The organism is Pseudomonas sp. CH235 (assembly GCF_004368175.1).
In the GTDB taxonomy this organism is placed as follows: Bacteria; Pseudomonadota; Gammaproteobacteria; order Pseudomonadales; family Pseudomonadaceae; genus Aquipseudomonas; species Aquipseudomonas paraglycinae.
The window spans coordinates 110,223-132,786 of sequence record NZ_RRZJ01000014.1 but is presented as its reverse complement, the minus strand read 5'-3'; the positions used below and the strand labels follow the sequence as shown (position 1 = coordinate 132,786).

Annotated in this window: 17 protein-coding genes; 11 read left to right on the top strand and 6 right to left on the bottom strand. The window is 61.1% G+C overall.

The annotated features are described in order from the left end of the window. Positions 1-43 precede the first annotated feature (43 nt). From EIY71_RS16740 to EIY71_RS16730, 3 genes are all read right to left on the bottom strand, one after another. Positions 44-3,718, bottom strand: coding sequence for a translocation/assembly module TamB domain-containing protein (locus EIY71_RS16740; RefSeq protein WP_134022351.1), 3,675 nt, complete (start codon positions 3,716-3,718; stop codon positions 44-46). Continuing rightward, positions 3,715-5,442: an autotransporter assembly complex family protein gene (locus EIY71_RS16735; RefSeq protein ID WP_085745954.1), complete on the bottom strand. Its 1,728-nt coding sequence runs from the start codon at positions 5,440-5,442 to the stop codon at positions 3,715-3,717. The genes EIY71_RS16740 and EIY71_RS16735 overlap by 4 nt, the downstream gene beginning before the upstream one ends. A gap of 66 nt (positions 5,443-5,508) precedes the next feature. Then, a complete protein-coding gene (locus EIY71_RS16730) occupies positions 5,509-6,159 on the bottom strand; it encodes an N-acetyltransferase (protein WP_007951503.1) in 651 nt (216 codons plus the stop codon). A 174-nt stretch (positions 6,160-6,333) separates the two neighbouring features. Here EIY71_RS16730 and xthA point away from each other — a divergent pair, with 174 nt between their 5' ends. Both xthA and EIY71_RS16720 read left to right on the top strand, forming a co-directional pair. Then, complete coding sequence (gene xthA, locus EIY71_RS16725; RefSeq protein WP_085612688.1) at positions 6,334-7,146, top strand: exodeoxyribonuclease III; 813 nt, start codon at positions 6,334-6,336, stop codon at positions 7,144-7,146. Positions 7,147-7,261: 115 nt separating this feature from the next. After that, positions 7,262-8,596, top strand: coding sequence for a substrate-binding domain-containing protein (locus EIY71_RS16720; RefSeq protein ID WP_134022358.1), 1,335 nt, complete (start codon positions 7,262-7,264; stop codon positions 8,594-8,596). Between the two features lie 172 nt (positions 8,597-8,768). Here EIY71_RS16720 and EIY71_RS16715 read toward each other — a convergent pair whose 3' ends face one another. After that, positions 8,769-9,998, bottom strand: a complete 1,230-nt coding sequence (locus EIY71_RS16715) for an acyl-CoA dehydrogenase (protein ID WP_041075051.1) — start codon at positions 9,996-9,998, stop codon at positions 8,769-8,771. A gap of 176 nt (positions 9,999-10,174) precedes the next feature. Here EIY71_RS16715 and EIY71_RS16710 point away from each other — a divergent pair, with 176 nt between their 5' ends. From EIY71_RS16710 to EIY71_RS16690, 5 genes are all read left to right on the top strand, one after another. Continuing rightward, complete coding sequence (locus tag EIY71_RS16710) at positions 10,175-11,119, top strand: LysR family transcriptional regulator (protein ID WP_011334997.1); 945 nt, start codon at positions 10,175-10,177, stop codon at positions 11,117-11,119. Between the two features lie 55 nt (positions 11,120-11,174). After that, positions 11,175-11,576 (top strand): MerR family DNA-binding transcriptional regulator, encoded by a 402-nt coding sequence (locus EIY71_RS16705; protein WP_007951507.1) that lies wholly within the window; start codon positions 11,175-11,177, stop codon positions 11,574-11,576. Positions 11,577-11,605: 29 nt separating this feature from the next. Then, positions 11,606-12,505, top strand: a complete 900-nt coding sequence (locus EIY71_RS16700; RefSeq protein WP_007951509.1) for a hydroxymethylglutaryl-CoA lyase — start codon at positions 11,606-11,608, stop codon at positions 12,503-12,505. 1,010 nt (positions 12,506-13,515) lie between these two features. Continuing rightward, positions 13,516-13,881 carry a DUF6124 family protein gene (locus EIY71_RS16695; RefSeq protein WP_085745951.1) on the top strand — a complete coding sequence of 122 codons (366 nt, stop codon included), beginning with the start codon at positions 13,516-13,518 and terminating at the stop codon, positions 13,879-13,881. A gap of 88 nt (positions 13,882-13,969) precedes the next feature. Beyond that, positions 13,970-14,329: a DUF6124 family protein gene (locus tag EIY71_RS16690; protein ID WP_134022349.1), complete on the top strand. Its 360-nt coding sequence runs from the start codon at positions 13,970-13,972 to the stop codon at positions 14,327-14,329. A 51-nt stretch (positions 14,330-14,380) separates the two neighbouring features. On the opposite strand, the gene EIY71_RS16685 is transcribed toward EIY71_RS16690, so the two are convergent. Beyond that, positions 14,381-16,078 (bottom strand): AMP-binding protein, encoded by a 1,698-nt coding sequence (locus EIY71_RS16685; protein WP_134022347.1) that lies wholly within the window; start codon positions 16,076-16,078, stop codon positions 14,381-14,383. Positions 16,079-16,279: 201 nt separating this feature from the next. Here EIY71_RS16685 and EIY71_RS16680 point away from each other — a divergent pair, with 201 nt between their 5' ends. From EIY71_RS16680 to EIY71_RS16665, 4 genes are read left to right on the top strand one after another with little or no spacing between them, the layout of a single operon-like run. Beyond that, on the top strand, positions 16,280-17,443 hold the full coding sequence (locus tag EIY71_RS16680; RefSeq protein WP_064597789.1) for an isovaleryl-CoA dehydrogenase: 1,164 nt from the start codon (positions 16,280-16,282) through the stop codon (positions 17,441-17,443). 12 nt (positions 17,444-17,455) lie between these two features. Beyond that, complete coding sequence (locus EIY71_RS16675; RefSeq protein ID WP_085745948.1) at positions 17,456-19,063, top strand: carboxyl transferase domain-containing protein; 1,608 nt, start codon at positions 17,456-17,458, stop codon at positions 19,061-19,063. A gap of 13 nt (positions 19,064-19,076) precedes the next feature. Beyond that, positions 19,077-19,892, top strand: a complete 816-nt coding sequence (locus tag EIY71_RS16670; RefSeq protein WP_102687159.1) for a gamma-carboxygeranoyl-CoA hydratase — start codon at positions 19,077-19,079, stop codon at positions 19,890-19,892. Beyond that, positions 19,892-21,841 carry an acetyl/propionyl/methylcrotonyl-CoA carboxylase subunit alpha gene (locus EIY71_RS16665; protein WP_134022345.1) on the top strand — a complete coding sequence of 650 codons (1,950 nt, stop codon included), beginning with the start codon at positions 19,892-19,894 and terminating at the stop codon, positions 21,839-21,841. The genes EIY71_RS16670 and EIY71_RS16665 overlap by 1 nt, the downstream gene beginning before the upstream one ends. A gap of 39 nt (positions 21,842-21,880) precedes the next feature. On the opposite strand, the gene EIY71_RS16660 is transcribed toward EIY71_RS16665, so the two are convergent. Continuing rightward, a complete protein-coding gene (locus EIY71_RS16660) occupies positions 21,881-22,537 on the bottom strand; it encodes a LexA family transcriptional regulator (protein WP_085746264.1) in 657 nt (218 codons plus the stop codon). Positions 22,538-22,564 lie beyond the last annotated feature (27 nt).

Here is a 22,564-nt window from a genome sequence, read left to right as displayed (position 1 = left end):
AAGCCGGATTGTGGTGACACGATCCGGCCAGGGGGAACGCGGGCTAGAAATCCCGCTTGTAGAAGATGTCCAGCGAACTGGCCACGCCGCTGGCGGCTTCGAGGTAGACCTTCTTGCTCAGCTTGTAGCGCAAGGCGATGGTGTTGGCCGGCTCGAACACGCCGACGCCGTAACGCAGGCTGAGTTTTTCCGAGATGTTGCCGCTGGCCACCACGCTGGTGGTGTTGCCGCTGCCCTGGGTGTCGAGCTGGAAGTCCTGAATGCCCAAATCACTGGCCAGACTGCTGGTGACCCCGGAACTGCCCATCAGACCCAGACCGAGCGCCGCCTGCGCGAGCATGTTGTTGTCCTCGCCGGTGGTGCTCAGCGGACGCCCCAGCACCAGATAAGACAGCGCTTGTTCCTGGCTCATGGCCGGTTCCGAGAAGATCTGTGTCGTCGGCTGCTCGGCGCTGCCGCTCAGGCGGATACCGGCGATCACATCATCGGTCTGGCGAATCGCTTCGATGTCCAGATATGGCTGATCGATCGGGCCGGCAAACAGCAGACGCGCGCGACGCACCGTCAGGCGCTGACCATAAGCGCGGTAGCGTCCGTCGTTGAGCCACAGCTCGCCACGGGTGTCCATGTTGTCGCCGATGTGCACCTGGCCTTGCAGGTTGGCGGTCAGGCCGAACCCGGCGAAGCTCAACTTGTCCTGGCCGACCACCACGTCGATGTCCATTTTCATCGCCAGCGGCGGCTTGCCCTCTTCGGTCTGCGCGCCGACGATGATCGTGTCATCGGAGACTTTCACCGTCGATGGCGGCAGTTCGCGCACGGTGATTTCGCCTTTCGGTACCAGCACCTTGCCGGCAATCGCCAGCTCATCGCCGGCCATGGAAATCTTCAGGTCCGGCGCTACTTCCAGTTTCGCGTAGGGCTCGACCGTGACCGGCAATTGCGTGCCCTTGAGCGCCAGATCCACCACCAGCGCCTGACCCCAGGCGATGTTGCCGTTCAGACTGCCCTGCCCGCTCTTGCCGCTTTTCCAGCCGCCGTTCAATTGCACGGCTTCACCGGCGATCACCGCTTGCAGTTGCAACGCTTGCAGCTCGATCGGCAACTCCGGCCCGGACACTTCGCCGTCGCTAAGCTGCACGGTGCCGTTGACCAGCGGCGCGAGCAGCCCGCCGGAAATCGTGCCGCTGCCGTTCAGGCGCCCGGTGAGTTTCTCGACCATCGGCACAAACGGCCGTGCCACCGACAGATCGAGTCCGCTGAGGCGGAACGAGCCGCTGACCGGTTTGCTCGCCGGCAGCGGATTGATCTGCGCCTGCACCATCAATTCACCGAGCTTGCCGCCGACGAAGTTGAGATCAGTGTCGATGCGCTTGGGCGTGAGTTTGCTGGTGAGCTTGAGGGTCTGGTACGGGAAGTCGACCCACTGATCCTTTTCCTTCATGCGCAAGGTGCCGCCGCTGGCATCAACGCTGATCTGGCCGTTCGGGCCGCTGGCCGGCAGGTCCAGTTGCAGGTCGGCGTTGAGCTTGCCCTGCCAGGCGAAATCCTTCGGCAACCACTGCGCCAGGCTTTCGATCGGGAACTGCTTGAGGTGATAACGCAGCTTCGGCTCCGGCATAAGGCGTTGATCTTCACCGCACAGGCTGGCATTGCCGGACATCCAGCAATGGGCGCCAAAGTTGATCTTGCCGTCGGCCAGACGTTCGAGTTTGGCCGGGTTTTGCAGCTTCCAGTCTTGGCCGCCGGCCTGAATGTCGCCGCTGGCCAGACGCCCGCGCCAGTTGCCCTTGTCCAGATTGCCGTCCAGACCCAACGCCAGTTTGAGCTTCGGCCCGAGCAGGTCGAGGTTGAGTTTCTGGTTTTTGATATCGCCCTGGGCGCTGGCGGTCAGGGTGCCCAGCGACGTGTCGCCGGCCTGGATGCCGCTGCCCTTCAGATCGATTTTCGCCCGTTGCGCGCTGTCGAGGGTGGCATCGAGGTTGAGACTTTGCAGGCGGTTGTCCTGGAACGCCAGTTGCGAACCTTGCAGGCCGAGCTTGCCCTGCGGCGCCTTGAGCGTACCGGCGACATCGACCCGACCGTTGATCTGCCCGCGCAGTTGCGGCCAGAGCTGGGCCAAGCGCGTCAGTTTGATATCGATCTGCCCGGTGAGCTTCTGTTGCAGGCTGCCCTTGCCGTTGATGCTGTTGTCGCCGAGGCGGATTTGCAGGGCATTCAGATTCCACTGCTCGCCCGCGCCGTCAGCCTTGGCTTGCAGGATCGCCGGTTGGCCGCGCAGTTTGCCTTTCAGATCGAGATCGGCATTCAGGCTCAGGCGCTCGTTCTTCATTTCGCCTTTGCTCTTCAACGGGCCGGCCAGCGTGCCCGGCAATTCCGCGACCCAATACGCCGGGTTGAGCGCCGACAATTCCAGCGCGGTGTCCCAGGCAATGCCATCGGCGAACTGCACGTTCACATGGCCTTCGGCCTTGCCCTGCCCGGCTTCGAGTTTCAGTTGTGGCAGGAAGATCTGCTTGAGATTGCCGCTGAACGGACTGCTCAGGGTGAACGCTCCCGCCGGCCCATCTGCGGCGGCGGCGAAGTTACCGAGGTACTGACCGTCGGTGTAGGAGACTTCGCCCGTGAAGGTACGCAACGTGACCTGCGGCTCGTCGATCTCCGGATAGAGCCGGTGCCACGGAAAATCCAGCCAGTTGATGTTGGCCTGGGCGCTGAGGCCTTTGCTCCAGTCGACATTGCCGGTCAGCTTGAGGCTTTGCTTGTCGTTGGCCGTCAGATCGAGGCCGGCAATCTGCGCACCTTTGGCGTCGACCTTGCCTTTGAGCAGCAACGCCACCGGGCCTTTATCGGCAGGCAGCGTCGCATTGCCGAGGAGTTGGTAGCCGTTTTTCAGGTCGCCTTCGCCGGTCAATAGCAGTTGATTGAATTGCAGGGTGTCCGGCAGATCGGCGCTCGGCTTGAACGCCTCCGAGGTGATCCGCACCTTGGCCGGCAGGTTTTCCGCCAACGGTTGCAGCTCGCCGCTCAACTGGCCGTTCAGGTAGCCACGACTGTCGGCGTGCAGGTTGAGGGTTTTCAGCAGGTCGCCGTCGATTTTCAGCGCCAGCGTCCACGGCTCGGGAGCCGGCGACGGCAAGGTCAGATCACCGGCGATGTTCAGCGGCCAGTTGCCGGTCGGTTGCAACAGACCGGACAGGTTCAGGCTCAACTCGTCGCGTTGCAGTTTCACGCTGTCGATCTGCATGCCCTTGGCGGTCCAGTGCGCCGCCAGTTGCAGGCCTTTCAACTCTTCGCTGCCGTTGAACAACAGGCTGCCGACCTGCACATCGCCCAACTCGATGGCCACGGGCAATTGCAGATCAGGAAGTGTGATCGGACCGCTTTCAGTGACTTCTTCGCTCGGCGGGAATTGCAGGCTGACGGTATCGGCCTTGAGCTGTTGGATGCACAGGGTCATGCGCGTCAGGCACAGCGGCGACCATTCGAAGATCGGTTTGCTCAGCTCGACGCGACTGGTGTCCTGCTGCCACAACAGGTGATCGGCGCTCCATTGCCCGCCGAGCCGACCCTGGAAATTGTCGACGCTCAAGCCCGGCACCAGACCCAGCACCCAACGGCTGCCGGCCTGCGTTCCGAGCACAGCGGTAATGCTCAATACAATCAGCAGCACCAGCGACAACAGCGCCAGCGCGGATATTTTCAAACCACGCTTCACAGCTCAGGCCCCATGGAAAAGTGCAGCCGGATGCCGCCATCGTCGTCCAGCGCATGGGCCAGGTCGAGGCGGATCGGCCCCACCGGCGAAACCCAGCGCACACCGATACCGACCCCGGTCTTGAGGTTCGGCAGTTCGAGTTTGTTGAAGGAGTTGCCCTGATCGACGAAAGTCGCCACGCGCCACTTCTCGGCGATCGAGTATTGATATTCGACGCTGCCGGCCACCATGTAGCGCCCGCCGATGCGGTCGCCCTCGGAGTTTTCCGGCGACAGGCTCTGATAGTCGTAACCACGCACGCTCTGATCGCCACCGGCGAAGAAGCGCAGTGAAGGCGGCACCGACTTGTAGCCGTTGGTGGCGCTGCCGCCGACCTGTATCCGGCCGAGCAAGCGGTGCTTGTCGAACACGGTGGTCAGGCCTTTGACCAGCGCCGTGCCGTAAACCAGGTTGTTGTCCGAGCCTAGGCCTTCTTTCGCAACCTTGCTTTCGAAGGTCAGGCGATAGCCATTGTGCGGATCGATGCGGTTGTCGCTCTTGAGGTAGGAATAGCTGACACCGGGCATCAGCAAGGTGCTCAGGCCGGAGTCGTCGCCGAGCTGGTATTCCTCGCGCTGCCATTTCAGCGAGATCACCCGCTGCCAACCGCTCGGCAATTTGCTGTGCCACTCCGGGCCGAAGGTCAGCAGCTTGCTCAAGGTGTCGGAGCCGTCGATGTCTTCATATTGATAACCGCCGGCCCAGCGCAGTTTGTCGGTCAACGGCGGGTCCAGCGGGATGTCGTAGAACAGGCCGACGTTTTGTCGTGGCGCCGACAGTTCGGCCTCCCAGCCATAACTGTCGCCCTGCGGGTTGACCCAATGGCGGGTCCAGTTGGCCTTGATTCGCGGGCCGACGTCAGTGGAATAACCAAGACCCAGGCCCATGGTGCGCGGCTTGCGGGTGTCGAGTTTGACGTCCACCGGGATCACGTCGTTTTTGGCGGCGGTCGGCGCGGCGTCGACCCGCACGCCTTCGAAATAGCCGCTCGATTGCAGGTCGCGGTTGAGTTCGGCGATCAGCTCGGAGTCATACGGCTCGCCGGCCTTGAACGGCACCATGCGTTGCAGCAGGTCTTCGTCGAACGGGGTGTCGCCTTCGAAGCTGACCTTGCCCAGCGCGTAACGCGGGCCGCTTTCGTAGATCAATTCCACGTCGGCGACTCCGGCGCGGGGATCGACCATCAATTTCTGGCTGGTGAAACGGCCACTGAAGAAGCCATAGCGCGACGCCTGGTTCTGGATCAAACGCTTGGCGTCTTCGTAACGCCCATGGTTGAGCACCGCGCCGGGCTTGAGCACGTCACTTTTCGGGACTCGAAAGGATTTGAGAGAGGCCGCCGGGCCGTCAACACGCACGGTCACGTTGCGCAGGCGAATCGGCTCGCCGGGATCGATGTTCAGCACCAGACGCGGTTTTTCACCGCCCTTGACGTCGCTTTCGATCTGCGGCTGGTAATAACCCAAGGCCTGGGCGGCCTTGCGCGCCTGCTCTTCGGCGCCGCGACTGAAGCGCTGCAAGGCTTCTTCGTCACGATCGCCGAGGCTGCCGATATAGCCTTCTATATTGGCTTTCAGTTCATCGTTGGACGGTTTGATCCGCACATCCAATTCACTTTGCGCCAGCGCCGCGCAGCTGGTTAACAGCATGAGCACGCCACTGGTAAATCTTCCTGGAAACTTCATAGGCGCGGATGCTATCACGGGCTTGGGAGCGTGATAGAACAGGAAATTCCCCCAAAAGTTCGACGGTCATCCCGTTGCTGTTTGTAACACCTGTGGGTTGGCGTGGAAAAACACGTGCTCGCGCACCGGGCCGACGGCCACTTCACCGATTTCCTCGTAACCCTGACGCTTGTAGAACTCCAGGTAACGCGGGTTGCCGGTGTCGAGGATCACGCCTTGGGAGCTTTCGTCCACCGCGCACCAGTTGTGCACCGCTTGTAGCAGCTGTTCGCCGAAGTGTTTGCCTTGAAATTGCGGATGCACGCCGAGCAGCGGCAGCATGTGCACCGAGTCGGTCGGCACGCAGGCCTCAACGGCGGCGTGATATTCCAGATAGCGACGTGTGCAACGAAAACCGGTGCTCAGCACCATGCGCAAACGCCAGGCCCAACTCTCGGTAACACCCAGGCGCCGTTGCGGCGGTGCAATCAGGGCGATACCGATCAGGCGATCGTTGACTAACAGGCCGATGGCGGGCAGATCCTGCAAAAAATGCTGTTTGACCAGCTCCCGTACCGTGGCGCGCACCCGTTGTTCGTAACCCGGACGCTCGGCTTCGAACAGGTAAGCGAAGGTCGGCTCGTGGCGGTAAGCCTGATAAAGAAGGGATCGCGCTTCCCGGGAATAGCCGCGGTCGAGCATGTGGATGTCGGCGATGGCGGTTTGGGTTTCAGGCATGACGGTGATTCTCCCTGGACGGGACTCAACAGGCCCCGTTCTTGTTATACGAGCCTTGGGCTGAAGGGATCGTTCCCACACCCGAAAGACATTAGCAGCGCATATGGACTACCGCCACGCTGGCCCAGATCCTACATGTCAGCTAGCATCGCCCTTTTGCCAGGACTGCCGACCATGAAGATCGTTTCCTTCAACATCAACGGACTGCGGGCCCGTCCGCATCAGCTGGCGGCGCTGATCGAAAAGCATCAGCCGGACGTCATCGGCCTGCAGGAAACCAAGGTCCACGACGACCAGTTCCCGCTGGATGAAGTGCGGGCCCTGGGTTATCACGTGTATTTCCACGGCCAGAAAGGTCATTACGGCGTTGCCCTGCTCTCGCGCCAGGAACCGATTGCCGTACACAAAGGTTTTGCCACCGATGAAGAAGACGCGCAGCGGCGCTTTATCTGGGGCACATTCGCCGACGCCAACGGCGTGCCGGTGACGATCATGAACGGTTATTTCCCACAGGGCGAAAGTCGCGACCACCCGACCAAATTCCCGGCCAAGCAGCGTTTCTACAGCGACCTGCAAGCCCTGCTGGAAAGCCAGTTCCACAATGAACAACCGCTGGTGGTGATGGGCGACGTCAACATCTCCCCGGAAGACAGCGACATCGGCATCGGCCCGGACAACATGAAGCGCTGGCTGAAAACCGGTAAGTGCAGCTTCCTGCCGGAAGAGCGCGAGTGGATGGCCCGCCTGAAAAACTGGGGCCTGACCGACAGTTTCCGTCACCTGAACCCGGACGTGACCGACACGTTCAGCTGGTTCGACTACCGCAGCCGCGGGTTTGAAGACGAGCCGAAACGTGGCCTGCGCATCGATGTGATTCTGGCGTCCCACGGTTTGCTGCCACGGGTGAAAGCCGCCGGCGTCGACTATGAACTGCGCGGGATGGAAAAGCCTTCGGACCATGCGCCGATCTGGCTGGAATTGAGCTGACCCGCTTGAAGCAGAAGATCACAGCCAGAGGTTGTGATCTTCTGCCCTGTCATCTTTCAGCAACCTCACTGACTTAATCTCCCCGGCAATCCCCTTGGCTGCAATCGGTGCCGGCATGACCCTGCGTGTTCTGTTCGTCTTTCTCCTGAGCGCCTGGCTGCAGGTTGGGTTTGCGGCGTTGCCCATTCCCGAGAACGGCCCGGTATTGCGCATCCAGGGTTCCAACACCATCGGCGCGGCGCTCGGCCCAGCGCTGGTGGAAGGCCTGCTTCAAGATCAGGGACTGTTGAAAGTCCACAGCGAAACCCCGGACACCGCCAATGAACAGCGGGTCGTCGGCCTGACGGCCCAAGGCCAAAGAGTCGTGGTGGAGATCGCCGCCCACGGTTCGAGCACCGGTTTCACTGCACTCAAGAACGCCAGCGCCGATCTGGCCGCCTCCTCGCGCCCGATCAAGGACAGCGAACTGCTGAACCTGCAAGCCCGGGGCGATCTGAAAAGCCCCGACGCCGAGCAGGTCATCGCCATCGATGGCCTGGCGATCATCCTTCATCCCGACAATCCGCTGAATCAATTGAACACCGAACAACTGGCGCGGATCTTCAGTGGCGAGGCGAAAACGTGGGAAGACGTCGGCGGCAAGGGTGGGACGATTCATTTATATGCGCGGGATGATCAGTCCGGCACCTACGACACCTTCAAGGAACTTGTCCTCAGCCGTCGTGGGAAATCCCTGAGCAATGCCGCGAAACGGTTTGAATCCAGCGAGCAGTTGTCCGACGCCGTGAGTGCCGATCCGCAGGCCATCGGTTTCATCGGCCTGCCCTATGTGCGACAGGCCAAGGCCGTGGCGATTGTTGACGGGCAATCTCAGGCGATGCTGCCGCTCGCCAGCCTGATCGCCACCGAAGACTATCCGCTGTCCCGGCGGCTGTTCTTCTATCTGCCGCCCGACAGCAACAATCCGTGGGCCAGGGCGTTGGTGGAGTTTGCGCAGAGCCGTCGGGGCCAGGCGATTGTCGCGGCCAACGGTTTTATCGCCCAGACCGTGCAGGCCATCGCCGTCACGCCGAATGCGCTGATGCCCGAGGGTTATCAATCCCTCAGCCGCCACGCCCAGCGTCTGACCGTGAACTTCCGTTTCGAAGAAGGCAGCGCCAGCCTCGACAACAAGGCCCGCCAGGATCTGGCCCGGGTTTTCGACTATATAAAGCACCACGACAAGACCGACCGCGCGGTAACACTGGTGGGATTCGGCGACGCCAAGGACGACCCGGCGCGAGCGGATTTGCTGTCGAAGCTGCGGGCGATGGCGGTACGCAGGGAGCTGGTGAAAAACGGCGTGGTATTGCGCGAGGTGCGCGGGTTTGGCGCGCTGATGCCGGTGGCGACCAACAGCGGGGATGAAGGCAGGATCAAGAATCGGCGGGTTGAGGTTTGGGTTTACTGAGCGTCGAACCACTGATCGTTCCCACAGCGAGGCGTCAGGCCGGTGATCGTTCCCACGCTCTGCGTGGGAATGCATGCCGTGACGCTCCGCGTCACAGTGGACGCAGAGCGTCCATGGCTGCGTTACCACGCAGAGCGTGGGAACGATCAGGGCTGACGCGGAATGTCTGTAATCAGCGCTCGCTACGCAGCATTTCCTTCGGCACATACTTGCCGATCTCGAACTTGCCGATCGCCGCGCGGTGCACTTCGTCCGGGCCGTCGGCCAGGCGCAGGGTACGTTGCATGGCGTACATGTAGGCCAGCGGGAAATCGTTCGACACCCCTGCCCCGCCATGAATCTGGATCGCCCGGTCAATCACCCGCAACGCGACGTTCGGCGCCACGACTTTGATCTGTGCGATTTCGCTCTTGGCGACTTTGTTACCCACGGTGTCCATCATGTACGCCGCTTTCAGGGTCAGCAGGCGTGCCATGTCGATTTCCATCCGCGAGTCGGCGATCTTGTCGACGTTACCGCCCAGACGCGCCAGCGGTTTGCCGAATGCAGTACGGCTCACCGAACGTTTGCACATCAGTTCCAGTGCACGCTCGGCCATGCCGATCGAACGCATGCAGTGGTGAATCCGGCCTGGGCCAAGGCGACCTTGAGCAATTTCGAAGCCGCGTCCTTCACCGAGCAGGACGTTTTCGTACGGCACCCGCACGTTGTCGAACAGCACTTCGGCGTGACCGTGGGGTGCATCGTCGTAACCGAACACCGGCAGCGGACGGACGATCTTCACGCCGGGGGTGTCGACCGGCACCAGGATCATCGAGTGCTGGGCATGGCGCGGGGCATCGGGATTGCTCAGGCCCATGAAGATCAGGATCTTGCAGCGCGGATCGCAAGCGCCGGAGGTCCACCATTTCTTGCCGTTGATGACCCACTCGTCGCCATCGCGCACGGCGCGGGCGGCCATGTTGGTGGCGTCGGAGGACGCAACGTCCGGTTCGGTCATGGCGAACGCCGAGCGGATCTCGCCGCGCAGCAGCGGTTCGAGCCAGCGCTGTTTCTGTTCTTCGTTGGCGTAACGCACCAGCACTTCCATGTTGCCGGTGTCCGGCGCCGAGCAGTTGAACGGCTCGGGCCCGAGCAGCGAACGGCCCATGATTTCCGCCAACGGCGCGTATTCGAGGTTGGTCAGGCCAGCACCCAGCTCCGACTCAGGCAGAAACAAATTCCACAGCCCTTCAGCCTTTGCCTTGGCCTTGAGTTCTTCCATGATCGCCGTCGGCTGCCAGCGATCGCCTTCTGCGACCTGGCGTTCGAACACGGCTTCGGCCGGGTAAACGTAAGTGTCCATGAACGCGGTCACGCGCTCACGCAGTTCTTGCACCTTGGGCGAATAAGCGAAATCCATGAGCAATTACCTTTTTTCGGCAGGTTGTTTAAGTCATGCAATCGATGCTAGAACAGCGTTGATAATTTACCTAGCCTATTCTCGGCGTGTATAAACATTCATCACCGATATATGATTGGTTGATTTTCCTGGCCGCCCTGACCCGCGCCATCCACCTATAACAAGAGAGCCGCGTAATGAATCTGAGCAAGGTCGACCTCAACCTTTTCATCGTCTTCGACGCGATCTACACCGAAGCCAACCTGACCCGCGCCGGGCAGATTGTCGGCATTACCCAGCCAGCGGTGTCCAACGCTTTGGCGCGGTTGCGCGAGACCTTCAACGACCCGCTCTTCGTACGCACCGCCCAGGGCATGGTGCCGACGCCCATGGCGCAGAACATCATCGGCCCGGTGCGCAACGCGCTGTCGCTGTTGCGGGTATCGGTTCAGGAAAGCCGCATTTTCAACCCCTCGCAAGCAGTCAAGACTTACCGTATCAGCATGACCGACCTGACTGAGGCTGTGATTCTGCCGCCGCTGTTCCAGCGCCTGCGTCGCCTGGCGCCGACTGTGATCATCGAAAGCTTTCTGTCCAAACGCCGGGAAACCACCAAGGAACTGGCCGCCGGCCGCCTCGACTTTGCCGTGGACGCGCCGCTCAACACCGACCCGCAGGTGCGCCACGTCAAGCTGATGGAAGACCGTTACGTCTGCGCCATGCGCAAGGGTCATCCGCTGGCGACCAAGGAAAAATTCACCCTCGACGATTACCTGTCGCTGACCCACATTCATATTTCCAGCCGGCGCAGTGGTCTGGGCCATGTCGATCTGGCGCTGGGCAAGATGGGCATCCAGCGCAAGATCGCCCTGCGCTCGCAGCACTATCTGATGGCGTCCCAGGTGTTGCAGCAGACCGACATGGTGATGACCGTGCCGGAGCGGTTCGCCCGGCGCCATGACCTGCATGCGTTCAATCTGCCGGTCAACGATGTACCGCCGGTGGAAACCCATTTGTACTGGCACGAAAGCACCGATCAGGACCCGGCCAACCGCTGGATGCGCGAGCAGATGATCGAGTTGTGCCAGCAAGTGACAGCGCACGAGAAGAAGCTCGACAAGCTGCAGGCGCCCGCCACTTGACGTAAACGTCAACCTGCCATTAGCTTAGCGCCAAGCCCCTTCTTCGAGCGCTTTCATGAGCAGCCAGACCTACAGCATTTCCGACCTCGCCCGCGAGCTGGACATCACCACCCGGGCGATCCGCTTCTATGAAGAACAAGGCCTGCTCAGCCCTGAGCGCCGAGGCCAGGAACGCATCTATTCGCCGCGCGACAAGGTCAGCCTGAAGCTGATCCTGCGGGGCAAGCGCATCGGTTTTTCCCTAGCCGAGTGCCGCGAGCTGATCGAGCTCTACGACCCTTCCAGCGGTAACACCAAACAACTCAACAGCATGCTGGCGAAAATCAGCGAACGCCGGGAACAGCTTGAACAGCAACTGCTGGACATCGAACAGATGAAGCTGGAACTCGACACCGCCGAAGAACGCTGCGTGCAGGCGCTGGAGCAGACGCTCAAGAGTCAGCAAGTCGCGCAATAGCCTCCCGACAACTACAACAGGTCAACGCCATGTCCCTCCCCTCCCAAGTACGCCTGATCGAAGTCGGCCCGCGTGACGGCCTGCAGAACGAAGCCCAGCCAATCAGCGTCGCCGACAAGGTGCAACTGGTCGACGCCTTGAGCGCTGCCGGCCTCGGCTATATAGAAGTCGGCAGTTTCGTCTCGCCCAAGTGGGTGCCGCAGATGGCCGGTTCCGCTGATGTATTCGCGCAGATCCAGCGCAAGCCCGGCGTGACCTATGGCGCGCTGGCGCCGAACCTGCGCGGTTTTGAGGATGCGCTGGCCGCCGGGGTCAAGGAAGTCGCCGTGTTTGCCGCCGCGTCCGAAGCCTTTTCGCAGCGCAACATCAATTGCTCGATCAGCGAAAGCCTGGCGCGGTTCGCGCCGATCATGGAATCGGCGAAACAGCACGGCGTTACCGTGCGCGGTTACGTGTCCTGCGTGCTGGGCTGCCCTTATGAAGGCGAGGTCGCCCCGGAACAAGTGGCCATGGTCGCCCGCGAGCTGTACGCGATGGGCTGCTACGAAGTGTCGCTGGGTGACACCATCGGCACCGGCACTGCGGGCGCCACCCGCCGGCTGTTCGAAGTGGTCTCGAAGCAGGTGCCGCGAGAGAAACTCGCCGGCCACTTCCACGACACCTACGGCCAGGCCATGGCCAACATCTACGCCAGCCTGCTGGAAGGCATCGCGGTGTTCGACAGCTCGATCGCCGGCCTCGGCGGCTGCCCGTACGCCAAGGGCGCCAGCGGTAACGTCGCCACCGAAGACGTGGTGTACCTGCTCAACGGCCTGGGCATCGAGACCGGTATCGACCTCGACGCCTTGATTGCCGCCGGCCAGCAGATCAGTGCGGTGCTGGGTCGCCCGACCGGTTCGCGCGTGGCCAAGGCTCGCAGCGCACAGTGAGGGGATGGTGTTACCGCCGAGCGCGAAACGTGGGCACAAGCGAGTAACACGGAAACAAATTGTCTGGTTTTGCCTGAAGGATAAATCCTTCAAAAATCTCAAACCCTTGATTTAAAAGGTTTTTTAAAAGTTGGCACGGCTTCTGCTATCTCTATGGCATAACAAGAATAAAAAGCAGCAAACCAATAAAAATAAGACGTACCGACTCTGACATAACAAAAACAACACGGCAGAGACGCAGCTAACAGATTTTTTTGGAGAAGGTGTGCTTTTCAGGGTATTCCTTGGAATGACCCGCAACCGGGCAGAGAACAATAAAACTACCTTCAGGTAGCTCCCGAATCGGTTGGATCGCTAGACGAGAAAGCAGATCAGCGCTCAAAAAAATACGTTTGCTCTTGACCCCGGATGGGGGTCGCCAAAAAACAGCGGTAAAGGGCCACGGTTGCCAAAAACAACAACAGACCGCCCCTCAATAATAAAAAAGAGCACGCGACGACAAAATTAAAGGGGAGCTTCGGCTCCCCTTTGTGCTGTCTGGCGTTCTGAAATTGTCCGCGACGGATCTCCTCCCCCTTCTCGATCTAGCCCCCACATACAAGTAATCCCCAAAAAAACACGGAGGGTTTACGGCTTTCGCTGTGTGTAAACACGACGCCGCATGGGCGTTTAAAGTACACGAACCGTTACGCCACGAGGGCTACAACACCTTGCGTCGTTGCCTACGCGTACGCCAGAATCCGCCGGCTTACGCGGCTATGGGGTGGGCTATATCGTTTCCCTGTCACTGAAAAACAGTGATCGGGTTTGGTAGCCCGTCTGTAATAGCTGTATGGCAACACCGTATGCAGGCCCTTTTGGGGGCTCTGTTTTATGGTGGTCATGCGTGGGGCTCATTCGTGAGCGCCGGGTTCCTATTGCAGCCGGTCTACCAACCCGCGTATGGCCGCCACCCATCGTTTGGTAGCGTGGGTGATGGCTCCCTGAGATCTGCGATAGGAGTTACACGTATGTTCAAAGCCACACCAAACCCACCAGAAACCGATTCAATCCCCTACGACGCCGCACTCGAAGCCGAAAACATAAAAACGGCCACCGAGCGGGCGATCAATCATTACCTCGATCCTGGGGCGCAGAAGACGTCCAAGCCATCGCGCAAGCCCGGCAAGATCTATCTGGTCAATCCAACGATGGATGACGAAACGCTGCTGGTCGAAGCGTGCGAAACGCTGTCGTCGGCCAGTGACATGGCCCGGGATATTGGCGAAACCGTCGATCCGTCGCAGCGCAAGGCGATGCAGATTCTGCAGCAGGTCATCATGCTGAGTGAGCTGCTGGTCAATCGTGTGCTGGATAACCATCACGTCTCGCGGTAGTTGCCGCCTCGGTGAGGGGCTTGTCCCCTCACTGCCTGGCAGCCGTCTATAAAAATCCTCAAGCGACTCTTTTCCGGAGTTCCAGCTGATGTCCAAGACCGTCATTCCACCGTTAGAAGATCCGGTGTCCCCCTACGAGTTTCCCGATTCTAGAAAGCTCCACGACGCCGCCGAACGCGCCCTCGACTATTACCTGACCCCCGCAGCCCAGATCATGGCCACGCCTTACACCCCCAACGACATGTTCATGGTCAACCCGCAAACCGACACTGAATCCCTGCTGGCCAACGCCTGCGAATCCCTCGCGTCAGCCACGGTCATGCTCGGTGACTTTGCCGGCCTGCTGGAAGGGCCGAACCGCAAGACTCTGCTGGGCATTGCGCAAGTGGTGAGGTTGGGGGAGTTAGCGGTTAATCAGGCGTTGGAAAATGTAGAAGTAAAGCAATAAGCGCCGCTTTCGAAGCCAGGGTGCGCGCCCTGGCTTCGAAAGCTCTAATCGTCAGCCCTCGTTGCTACGTAACTCCTCGATACTGATCTCACGCATCCGGAATTTCTGGATCTTGCCCGTCACCGTCATCGGAAACTCCTCGACAAACTTGAAGTACCGCGGCGTCTTGAAGTGGGCGATGCGCTCCTTGCACCACGCTTGCAGTTCTTGTTCGGTCGCGCTGTGGCCGGGATGGAATTTGATCCAGGCGACGATTTCCTCGCCGTAACGCGAGCAAGGAATGCCGATCACCTGCACGTCCGCCACCGCTGGATGGGTGAAGAAGAACTCTTCCAGTTCACGCGGGTAAATGTTCTCGCCGCCACGGATGATCATGTCCTTGTTACGGCCGGCGATGCACACATAACCCTCGTCGTTCATGCTCGCCAGGTCGCCGGTGTGCATCCAGCCTGCTGCGTCGATGGCTTCGGCGGTGGCATTCGGGTTGTTCCAGTAGCCGAGCATTACGCTGTAACCACGGGTGCACAGTTCGCCGATGGTGCCGCGTGGCACCGGGTTGCCGGCCTCGTCGATGATTTTGCTTTCGAGTTGTGGCTGGGTGCGGCCGACGGTGGTGACGCGCAGCTCCAGTTCGTCGGATGGGCCGGTCTGCAGCGAGACCGGGCTGGTTTCGGTCATGCCGTAGGCGATCTGCACTTCGCTCATGTGCATCTCGTTGATGACCCGGCGCATCACTTCGATTGGGCAAGTCGCGCCGGCCATGATCCCGGTGCGCAGGGTCGACAGGTCGAATTCGGCACGTTGTGGCTGATCGAGCATGGCGATGAACATGGTCGGCACGCCGTACAGCGCGGTGGCTTTTTCTTCGGCGACGGTGCTCAGGGTCAGCAGTGGATCGAAGGCATCGTTGGGATAAATCATGGTGCTGCCGTGGGTGATGCAGCCGAGGTTGCCCATGACCATGCCGAAGCAGTGATACAGCGGCACCGGGATCACCAGGCGATCAGCAGCGGTCAGGCCGAGACTTTCGCCGACCATGTAACCGTTGTTGAGGATGTTGTAGTGACTGAGGGTCGCGCCCTTGGGGAAACCGGTGGTGCCGGAGGTGTACTGAATGTTGACGGGCTGATCGAAGTGCAGGCTGTCGCTGCGTTCACGCAATTGTGCTGGCGAGACACTGGCGGCCAGATCGGCCAGTTGCGACCACGGGAGAAAACCCGAAGGCGGCTGCGGATCGAGGCTGATCAAGCCGCGCAACTCCGGCAGGCGCTCGCTGCGCAGTTCGCCGATGGATTGCTCGGCCAGTTCCGGCAGCAAGCCTTGCAACATGCCGTGATAGTTGGAGCTCTTGAACGCCCCGGCGCAGACCAACCATTGGCAGCCGGATTGCTTGAGCACGTATTCGAGTTCGGAGCTGCGGTAGGCCGGGTTGATGTTGACCAGGATTACGCCGAGCTTCGCGGTGGCGAACTGAGCGATGCACCACTGCGCGCAGTTCGGCGCCCAGATGCCAAGTCGGTCACCGGTCTGCAAACCCAACGCCAGCAGCGCTCTGGCATGCACGTCTACCGCGTCGGCCAGTTGCCGCCAGGTGTAACGCAGCTGCTGATGGCGCACCACCAGCGCCTCGCCGTCCGGGTACTGCGCGACGGTCTCGTCGAACCTCTGCCCGATGGTCATCGCCAGCAAGGCTTTGCTCTGGGAACCGCGGGTGTAGCTGCGCTGCGGGTTTGCACTGGGTTGATCCATGACGACCCCTATTGTCTTTATTAGTGGGTGTTGGAACGGAGCTGCGGCAGCTCCGACCATTCAGAACTGGCTCTACTCTCGCTCAAGTTGACGTTAACGTAAAGGGTGATTGACAGCCATTCGTCACAGGCTTACGTTAACGTAAAGGTGAGAACTGAAACGCCCTTCTCCCCACCCTACAAAAAAGCCAAAAGGTGACCCATGAGCTACCCCTCCCTGAACTTTGCCCTCGGTGAAACCATCGACATGCTGCGCGATCAGGTTCAGTCCTTTGTCGCCAAGGAGATCGCCCCGCGTGCCGCGCAGATCGACAGCGACAACCTGTTCCCTGCCGATCTGTGGCGCAAGTTCGGCGACATGGGCCTGCTCGGGATCACCGTGCCGGAAGAGTACGGCGGCGCTGGCCTGGGTTACCTGGCGCACGTCGTGGCGATGGAAGAAATCAGCCGCGGCTCGGCTTCCGTGGCGTTGTCCTACGGCGCCCACTCCAATCTCTGCGTCAACCAGATCAACCGCAATGGCAACCACGAACAGAAAACCAAATACCTGCCGAAGCTGATCAGCGGCGAGCACGTCGGCGCTCTGGCGATGAGCGAACCGAACGCCGGTTCCGACGTGGTCTCGATGAAACTGCGCGCCGATAAACGCGGCGACCGTTTCGTGCTCAACGGCAGCAAGACCTGGATCACCAACGGTCCCGACGCCAACACTTACGTGATCTACGCCAAGACCGACCTGGAAAAAGGTCCGCACGGCATCACCGCGTTCATCGTCGAACGTGACTGGAAAGGCTTCAGCCGCAGCAACAAGTTCGACAAGCTCGGCATGCGCGGCTCCAACACCTGCGAGCTGTTCTTCGATGATGTCGAAGTGCCGGAAGAAAACATCCTCGGCGTGCTCAACGGCGGCGTGAAAGTGCTGATGAGCGGCCTCGATTACGAACGCGTCGTGCTGTCCGGTGGCCCGACCGGGATCATGCAGTCGTGCATGGACCTGATCGTGCCGTACATCCATGACCGCAAGCAGTTCGGCCAGAGCATCGGCGAATTCCAACTGATCCAGGGCAAAGTCGCCGACATGTACACCCAACTCAACGCCAGCCGCGCTTACCTTTACGCCGTGGCCCAGGCCTGCGAGCGCAACGAAACCACGCGCAAGGACGCTGCCGGCGTGATCCTCTACACCGCCGAACGAGCCACGCAAATGGCCCTGGATGCGATCCAGATTCTCGGCGGCAACGGCTACATCAACGAATTCCCGGCCGGCCGTCTGCTGCGTGACGCCAAGCTGTACGAAATCGGCGCCGGTACCAGTGAGATCCGTCGCATGCTGATCGGTCGCGAACTGTTCAACGAAACCCGCTAAACGGAGCTGTCCATGGCTATCCTGCATACCCAGCTCAACCCTCGTTCAGCGGAGTTCGCCGCCAACAGCGCGGCGATGCTCAAACAGGTCGACGCCCTGCACACCCTGCTCGCCCAAGTGGCCCAGGGCGGCGGCGCGAAAGCTCAGGAACGTCACACCTCGCGCGGCAAACTGCTGCCGCGTGAGCGGATCAACCGCTTGCTCGATCCGGGCTCGCCGTTTCTGGAAATCAGTCAGTTGGCCGCCCACGCTGTGTATGGCGAAGACGTGCCGGCCGCTGGCGTGATTGCCGGGATCGGTCGCGTGGAAGGCGTCGAGTGCATGATCGTCGCCAACGACGCGACCGTGAAAGGTGGTTCGTACTATCCGCTGACCGTGAAGAAACACCTGCGCGCCCAAACCATCGCCCAGCAAAACCGTCTGCCGTGCATTTATCTGGTGGATTCGGGCGGCGCCAACCTGCCGCGTCAGGACGAAGTGTTCCCGGATCGCGAGCACTTCGGGCGAATCTTCTTCAACCAGGCCAACATGAGCGCCATGGGCATTCCGCAGATTGCCGTGGTCATGGGTTCCTGCACCGCCGGCGGCGCCTATGTGCCGGCGATGGCCGACGAAGCGATCATGGTGCGCAATCAGGCAACGATCTTCCTCGCCGGCCCGCCATTGGTAAAAGCCGCGACCGGTGAAGTGGTCAGCGCCGAAGAACTCGGCGGGGCCGATGTGCATTGCAAGACGTCCGGGGTTGCCGACCACTACGCCGAAAGCGATGAGCATGCCCTCGCCCTCGCCCGCCGCAGCGTCGCCAACCTCAACTGGCGCAAGCTCGGCGAAGTGCAGCAGCGCGCGCCGATTGCGCCGCTGTACGCCAGCGACGAGTTGTACGGCGTGGTGTCGGCAGATGCCAAGCAGCCGTTCGATGTGCGCGAAGTGATTGCGCGACTGGTCGACGGTTCGGTGTTCGATGAATTCAAAGCCCTGTTCGGCACCACGCTGGTGTGCGGTTTCGCTCACCTGCACGGCTACCCGATCGCGATCCTCGCCAACAACGGCATCCTGTTCGCCGAAGCCGCGCAGAAAGGCGCGCACTTCATCGAACTGGCCTGCCAGCGCGGCATCCCGCTGCTGTTCCTGCAGAACATCACCGGCTTCATGGTCGGCCAGAAATACGAAGCCGGCGGCATCGCCAAACACGGCGCCAAACTGGTGACCGCGGTGGCGTGCGCCAAGGTGCCAAAATTCACCGTGATCATCGGCGGCAGCTTCGGCGCAGGCAACTACGGCATGTGCGGGCGGGCCTACGATCCGCGTTTCCTGTGGATGTGGCCGAACGCGCGGATCGGCGTGATGGGCGCCGAACAGGCGGCCGGCGTGCTGGTTCAGGTCAAGCGCGAGCAGGCCGAACGCAGCGGTCAGGCGTTCAGTGCGGAACAGGAAAGCGAGATCAAGCAACCGATTCTCGACCAGTACGAAGAACAGGGTCACCCCTACTACTCCAGCGCACGACTGTGGGACGACGGTGTCATCGACCCGGCGCAGACCCGCGATGTACTGGCCCTGGCCTTGTCCGCGTCGTTGAACGCGCCTATCGAACCGAGCCGCTTCGGCGTGTTCCGGATGTGATCGGGAGAACCTCATGAGCGACTTCAACACCCTCGAATTGCACAGCGATCCACGGGGTTTCGCAACCCTGTGGCTGAGCCGCGAAGAAAAGAACAACGCGTTCAACGCCGAAATGATCCGCGAACTGATCCTGGCGCTGGACAAGATCGCCAGTGATGCCAGCCTGCGCTTTTTACTGGTACGCGGACGCGGCAAACACTTCAGCGCTGGCGCGGATCTGGCCTGGATGCAGCAATCGGCCGAACTCGATTACCACACCAACCTCGACGACGCCCGGGAACTGGCGGAGCTGATGTACAACCTCGCCAAACTGAAAATCCCGACCGTGGCCGTGGTGCAAGGCGCGGCGTTCGGTGGCGCGCTGGGTCTGATCAGTTGCTGCGACATGGCGATTGGCGCCGATGACGCGCAGTTCTGTCTGTCGGAAGTGCGCATCGGCCTGGCGCCGGCGGTGATCAGTCCGTTCGTGGTGCAAGCCATTGGCGAGCGCGCGGCGCGGCGTTATGCGCTGACGGCCGAGCGTTTTGGCGGGCAGCGGGCGCGGGAAATCGGTTTGTTGTCGGAAAGCTATCCGGCGACCGAGCTTGAACAGAAAGTCGAACAATGGATCGACAACCTCCTGCTCAACAGCCCCGCCGCCATGCGCGCCAGCAAGGATCTGCTGCGTGAAGTCGGCAACGGCGCGCTGACGCCGGCCCTGCGCCGCTACACCGAAAACGCCATCGCCCGCATCCGCGTCAGTCCGGAAGGCCAGGAAGGTCTGCGGGCCTTTCTGCAGAAGCGTCCGCCGAGCTGGCAAGCCGCAACCACCACCAAGGAGCCGCGTTGATGAGCGCACCTGTTCTCACCACCCTGCTGGTGGCCAACCGTGGCGAAATCGCTTGCCGGGTCATGCGTACCGCCAAGGCTTTGGGCCTGACCACCGTCGCCGTGCACAGCGCCAGCGACCGCGAAGCGCGGCACAGCCGCGAAGCGGATATCCGCGTCGATCTGGGCGGCAGCAAAGCGGCCGACAGCTATCTGCAAATCGATAAATTGATCGCAGCGGCCAAGGCCAGCGGTGCTCAGGCGATTCATCCGGGTTATGGCTTTCTGTCGGAGAACGCTGGTTTTGCTCGCGCCATTGAAGCCGCCGGCCTGATTTTCCTTGGCCCGCCCGCCTCGGCCATCGACGCGATGGGCAGCAAATCCGCCGCCAAGGCCCTGATGGAAACTGCTGGCGTGCCGCTGGTTCCGGGATATCACGGCGAAGCTCAGGATCTGGACACCTTCCGCGATGCTTGCGAGCGCATTGGTTATCCAGTGCTGCTCAAGGCCACCGCTGGCGGTGGCGGCAAGGGTATGAAGGTCGTTGAAGGCGTCAGCCAACTGGCTGAGGCGCTGGCTTCGGCCCAGCGTGAAGCGCAATCGTCGTTCGGCGATTCTCGGATGCTGGTGGAGAAATACCTGCTGAAGCCACGTCACGTGGAAATCCAGGTGTTTGCCGATCAACATGGCAATTGCCTGTATTTGAATGAACGCGACTGCTCGATTCAGCGTCGGCACCAGAAGGTCGTTGAAGAGGCGCCGGCACCGGGGCTGAGTCCGAAGCTGCGTCGTGCGATGGGCGAAGCGGCCGTGCGTTCGGCGCAGGCCATCGGTTACGTCGGCGCTGGCACGGTGGAGTTTTTGCTGGACGCTCGCGGCGAGTTCTTCTTTATGGAGATGAACACGCGGTTGCAGGTCGAGCACCCGGTGACCGAAGCCATCACCGGGCTCGATCTGGTGGCCTGGCAGATTCGCGTCGCCCGTGGCGAAGCGCTGCCGATCACTCAGGATCAGGTGCCGTTGAACGGGCATGCAATTGAGGTTCGGCTGTACGCGGAAGATCCTTCGAATGATTTCCTGCCGGCGACCGGGCGTCTGGATCTGTATCGAGAATCCGCCGCAGGACCGGGGCGCCGTGTGGACAGCGGTGTTGAGGAAGGCGATGAGATTTCGCCGTTCTATGACCCGATGCTCGGCAAGCTGATTGCCTGGGGCGAAGATCGTGAGCAGGCGCGTTTACGGCTGCTGAGCATGCTCGACGAGTTTGCGATTGGCGGGTTGAAGACCAACATCAACTTCCTGCGGCGGATCATCGGGCATCCGGCGTTTGCGGCGGCGGAACTGGATACCGGGTTCATTCCGCGTTATCAGGATCAGTTGCTGCCAACACCTGCTGCGCTGAGCGATGAATTTTGGAATGCGGCGGCGCAGGCTTTTGCGCAGAGCCTGCCGGGGACGGCTCGGGCGGATGATCCGGCTTCGCCTTGGGCGCTACACAGTGGTTTACGTACCGGGTTGCCACGGGAAATCACGCTGCATTTGAGTTGCGAGGGGCAGGATCGGGCGTTGACGCTCGGTGCTGGCGGCAGTGCAAAACTGATCGGCGAGCAACTGATACTCGAGCACGACGGGCTGCGTCGGCAGCTGCGGGCGATTCGTCGTGAAGAGGTGCTATTTCTGCAATGGGACGGCGAGTTGCGGCGCGTTGAAACGTACGACCCGATCAGCGCTGTCGAAGCCAGTCACAGCCATCAGGGTGGTCTGACGGCGCCGATGAACGGCAGCATCGTCCGAGTGTTGGTGGAGGCCGGGCAATCGGTTGAAGCCGGTGCGCAACTGGTGGTGCTGGAAGCGATGAAGATGGAGCACAGCATCCGCGCGCCCCACGCCGGGGTGATCAAGGCGCTGTATTGCCAGGAAGGCGAAATGGTCAGCGAAGGCAGCGCACTGGTCGAACTGGAAGAAGCTTGAAAGATGGATCGATCCTACGCCTGGCGAGGATCGATCTGACTAGTATTTGGCCGTTGCCTGAACCACGACGCCGATAATTCGGCACTCGTCGGTCAACAAGGCTTTCGGCCAAGTCGGATTGAGCGGCACCAGGTAACGCTGGCCGCCCTCTTCGATCAGTTTGCGGAAAATCGCCTCGTCGCTGTCAGGCCACTGGGCGATCACCAGTTTTCCGGGCTCGGCTTCCAGCGCCGGGTCCACCAGAATCATCATCCCTTCGCCGATGCTCTGCCCCGTGGGCGCAGTCATCGCATTCCCCATCACGGTAAGCCAGAACGCCGGGCCACGGGCGTGGTAATCCGTCAGTTCGAAACGCCGCTTGTCCTTGGCACTCGAATACGCTGGCTGGCTCTCACGGGCCTCGACCGGCGCATTCCACTCGCTGACCGGGTAGCGAAAGTAAGGGTTGTACTTCTGCGCCAGAGGCATTTCGTCATCCGCATCGATCTGCGGTTCGCGAATCACCACCGCGACCTCGAGATACTCCATGCCCAGCGCTTTCAGCACGCGGTTCATCTGCGTGATGCCGGGCTCGCGGCGCTTGTTCAGCCAATGGCCGATACCGCCCTGAGACATGCCGACGCGCTCGCCGAGCTCGACTTGAGTGACGTTGAGTTCACTCATTTTGGCCTTGACCAACTCAATCCATTTATCCATGTGCGGCACCATACGTGGACGCCTGCG

What these genes read in the sequence shown, in the direction of transcription:
- EIY71_RS16730 (WP_007951503.1), bottom strand. Translation starts at nt 6,159, where the DNA reads ATGCCTGAAACCCAAACCGCCATCGCCGACATCCACATGCTCGACCGC.
- EIY71_RS16675 (WP_085745948.1), top strand. Translation starts at nt 17,456, where the DNA reads ATGGCTATCCTGCATACCCAGCTCAACCCTCGTTCAGCGGAGTTCGCC.
- EIY71_RS16705 (WP_007951507.1), top strand. Translation starts at nt 11,175, where the DNA reads ATGAGCAGCCAGACCTACAGCATTTCCGACCTCGCCCGCGAGCTGGAC.
- EIY71_RS16715 (WP_041075051.1), bottom strand. Translation starts at nt 9,998, where the DNA reads ATGGATTTCGCTTATTCGCCCAAGGTGCAAGAACTGCGTGAGCGCGTG.
- EIY71_RS16660 (WP_085746264.1), bottom strand. Translation starts at nt 22,537, where the DNA reads ATGGATAAATGGATTGAGTTGGTCAAGGCCAAAATGAGTGAACTCAAC.
- EIY71_RS16695 (WP_085745951.1), top strand. Translation starts at nt 13,516, where the DNA reads ATGTTCAAAGCCACACCAAACCCACCAGAAACCGATTCAATCCCCTAC.
- EIY71_RS16700 (WP_007951509.1), top strand. Translation starts at nt 11,606, where the DNA reads ATGTCCCTCCCCTCCCAAGTACGCCTGATCGAAGTCGGCCCGCGTGAC.
- EIY71_RS16685 (WP_134022347.1), bottom strand. Translation starts at nt 16,078, where the DNA reads ATGGATCAACCCAGTGCAAACCCGCAGCGCAGCTACACCCGCGGTTCC.
- EIY71_RS16690 (WP_134022349.1), top strand. Translation starts at nt 13,970, where the DNA reads ATGTCCAAGACCGTCATTCCACCGTTAGAAGATCCGGTGTCCCCCTAC.
- EIY71_RS16670 (WP_102687159.1), top strand. Translation starts at nt 19,077, where the DNA reads ATGAGCGACTTCAACACCCTCGAATTGCACAGCGATCCACGGGGTTTC.
- EIY71_RS16665 (WP_134022345.1), top strand. Translation starts at nt 19,892, where the DNA reads ATGAGCGCACCTGTTCTCACCACCCTGCTGGTGGCCAACCGTGGCGAA.
- EIY71_RS16680 (WP_064597789.1), top strand. Translation starts at nt 16,280, where the DNA reads ATGAGCTACCCCTCCCTGAACTTTGCCCTCGGTGAAACCATCGACATG.
- EIY71_RS16735 (WP_085745954.1), bottom strand. Translation starts at nt 5,442, where the DNA reads ATGAAGTTTCCAGGAAGATTTACCAGTGGCGTGCTCATGCTGTTAACC.
- xthA (WP_085612688.1), top strand. Translation starts at nt 6,334, where the DNA reads ATGAAGATCGTTTCCTTCAACATCAACGGACTGCGGGCCCGTCCGCAT.
- EIY71_RS16720 (WP_134022358.1), top strand. Translation starts at nt 7,262, where the DNA reads ATGACCCTGCGTGTTCTGTTCGTCTTTCTCCTGAGCGCCTGGCTGCAG.
- EIY71_RS16710 (WP_011334997.1), top strand. Translation starts at nt 10,175, where the DNA reads ATGAATCTGAGCAAGGTCGACCTCAACCTTTTCATCGTCTTCGACGCG.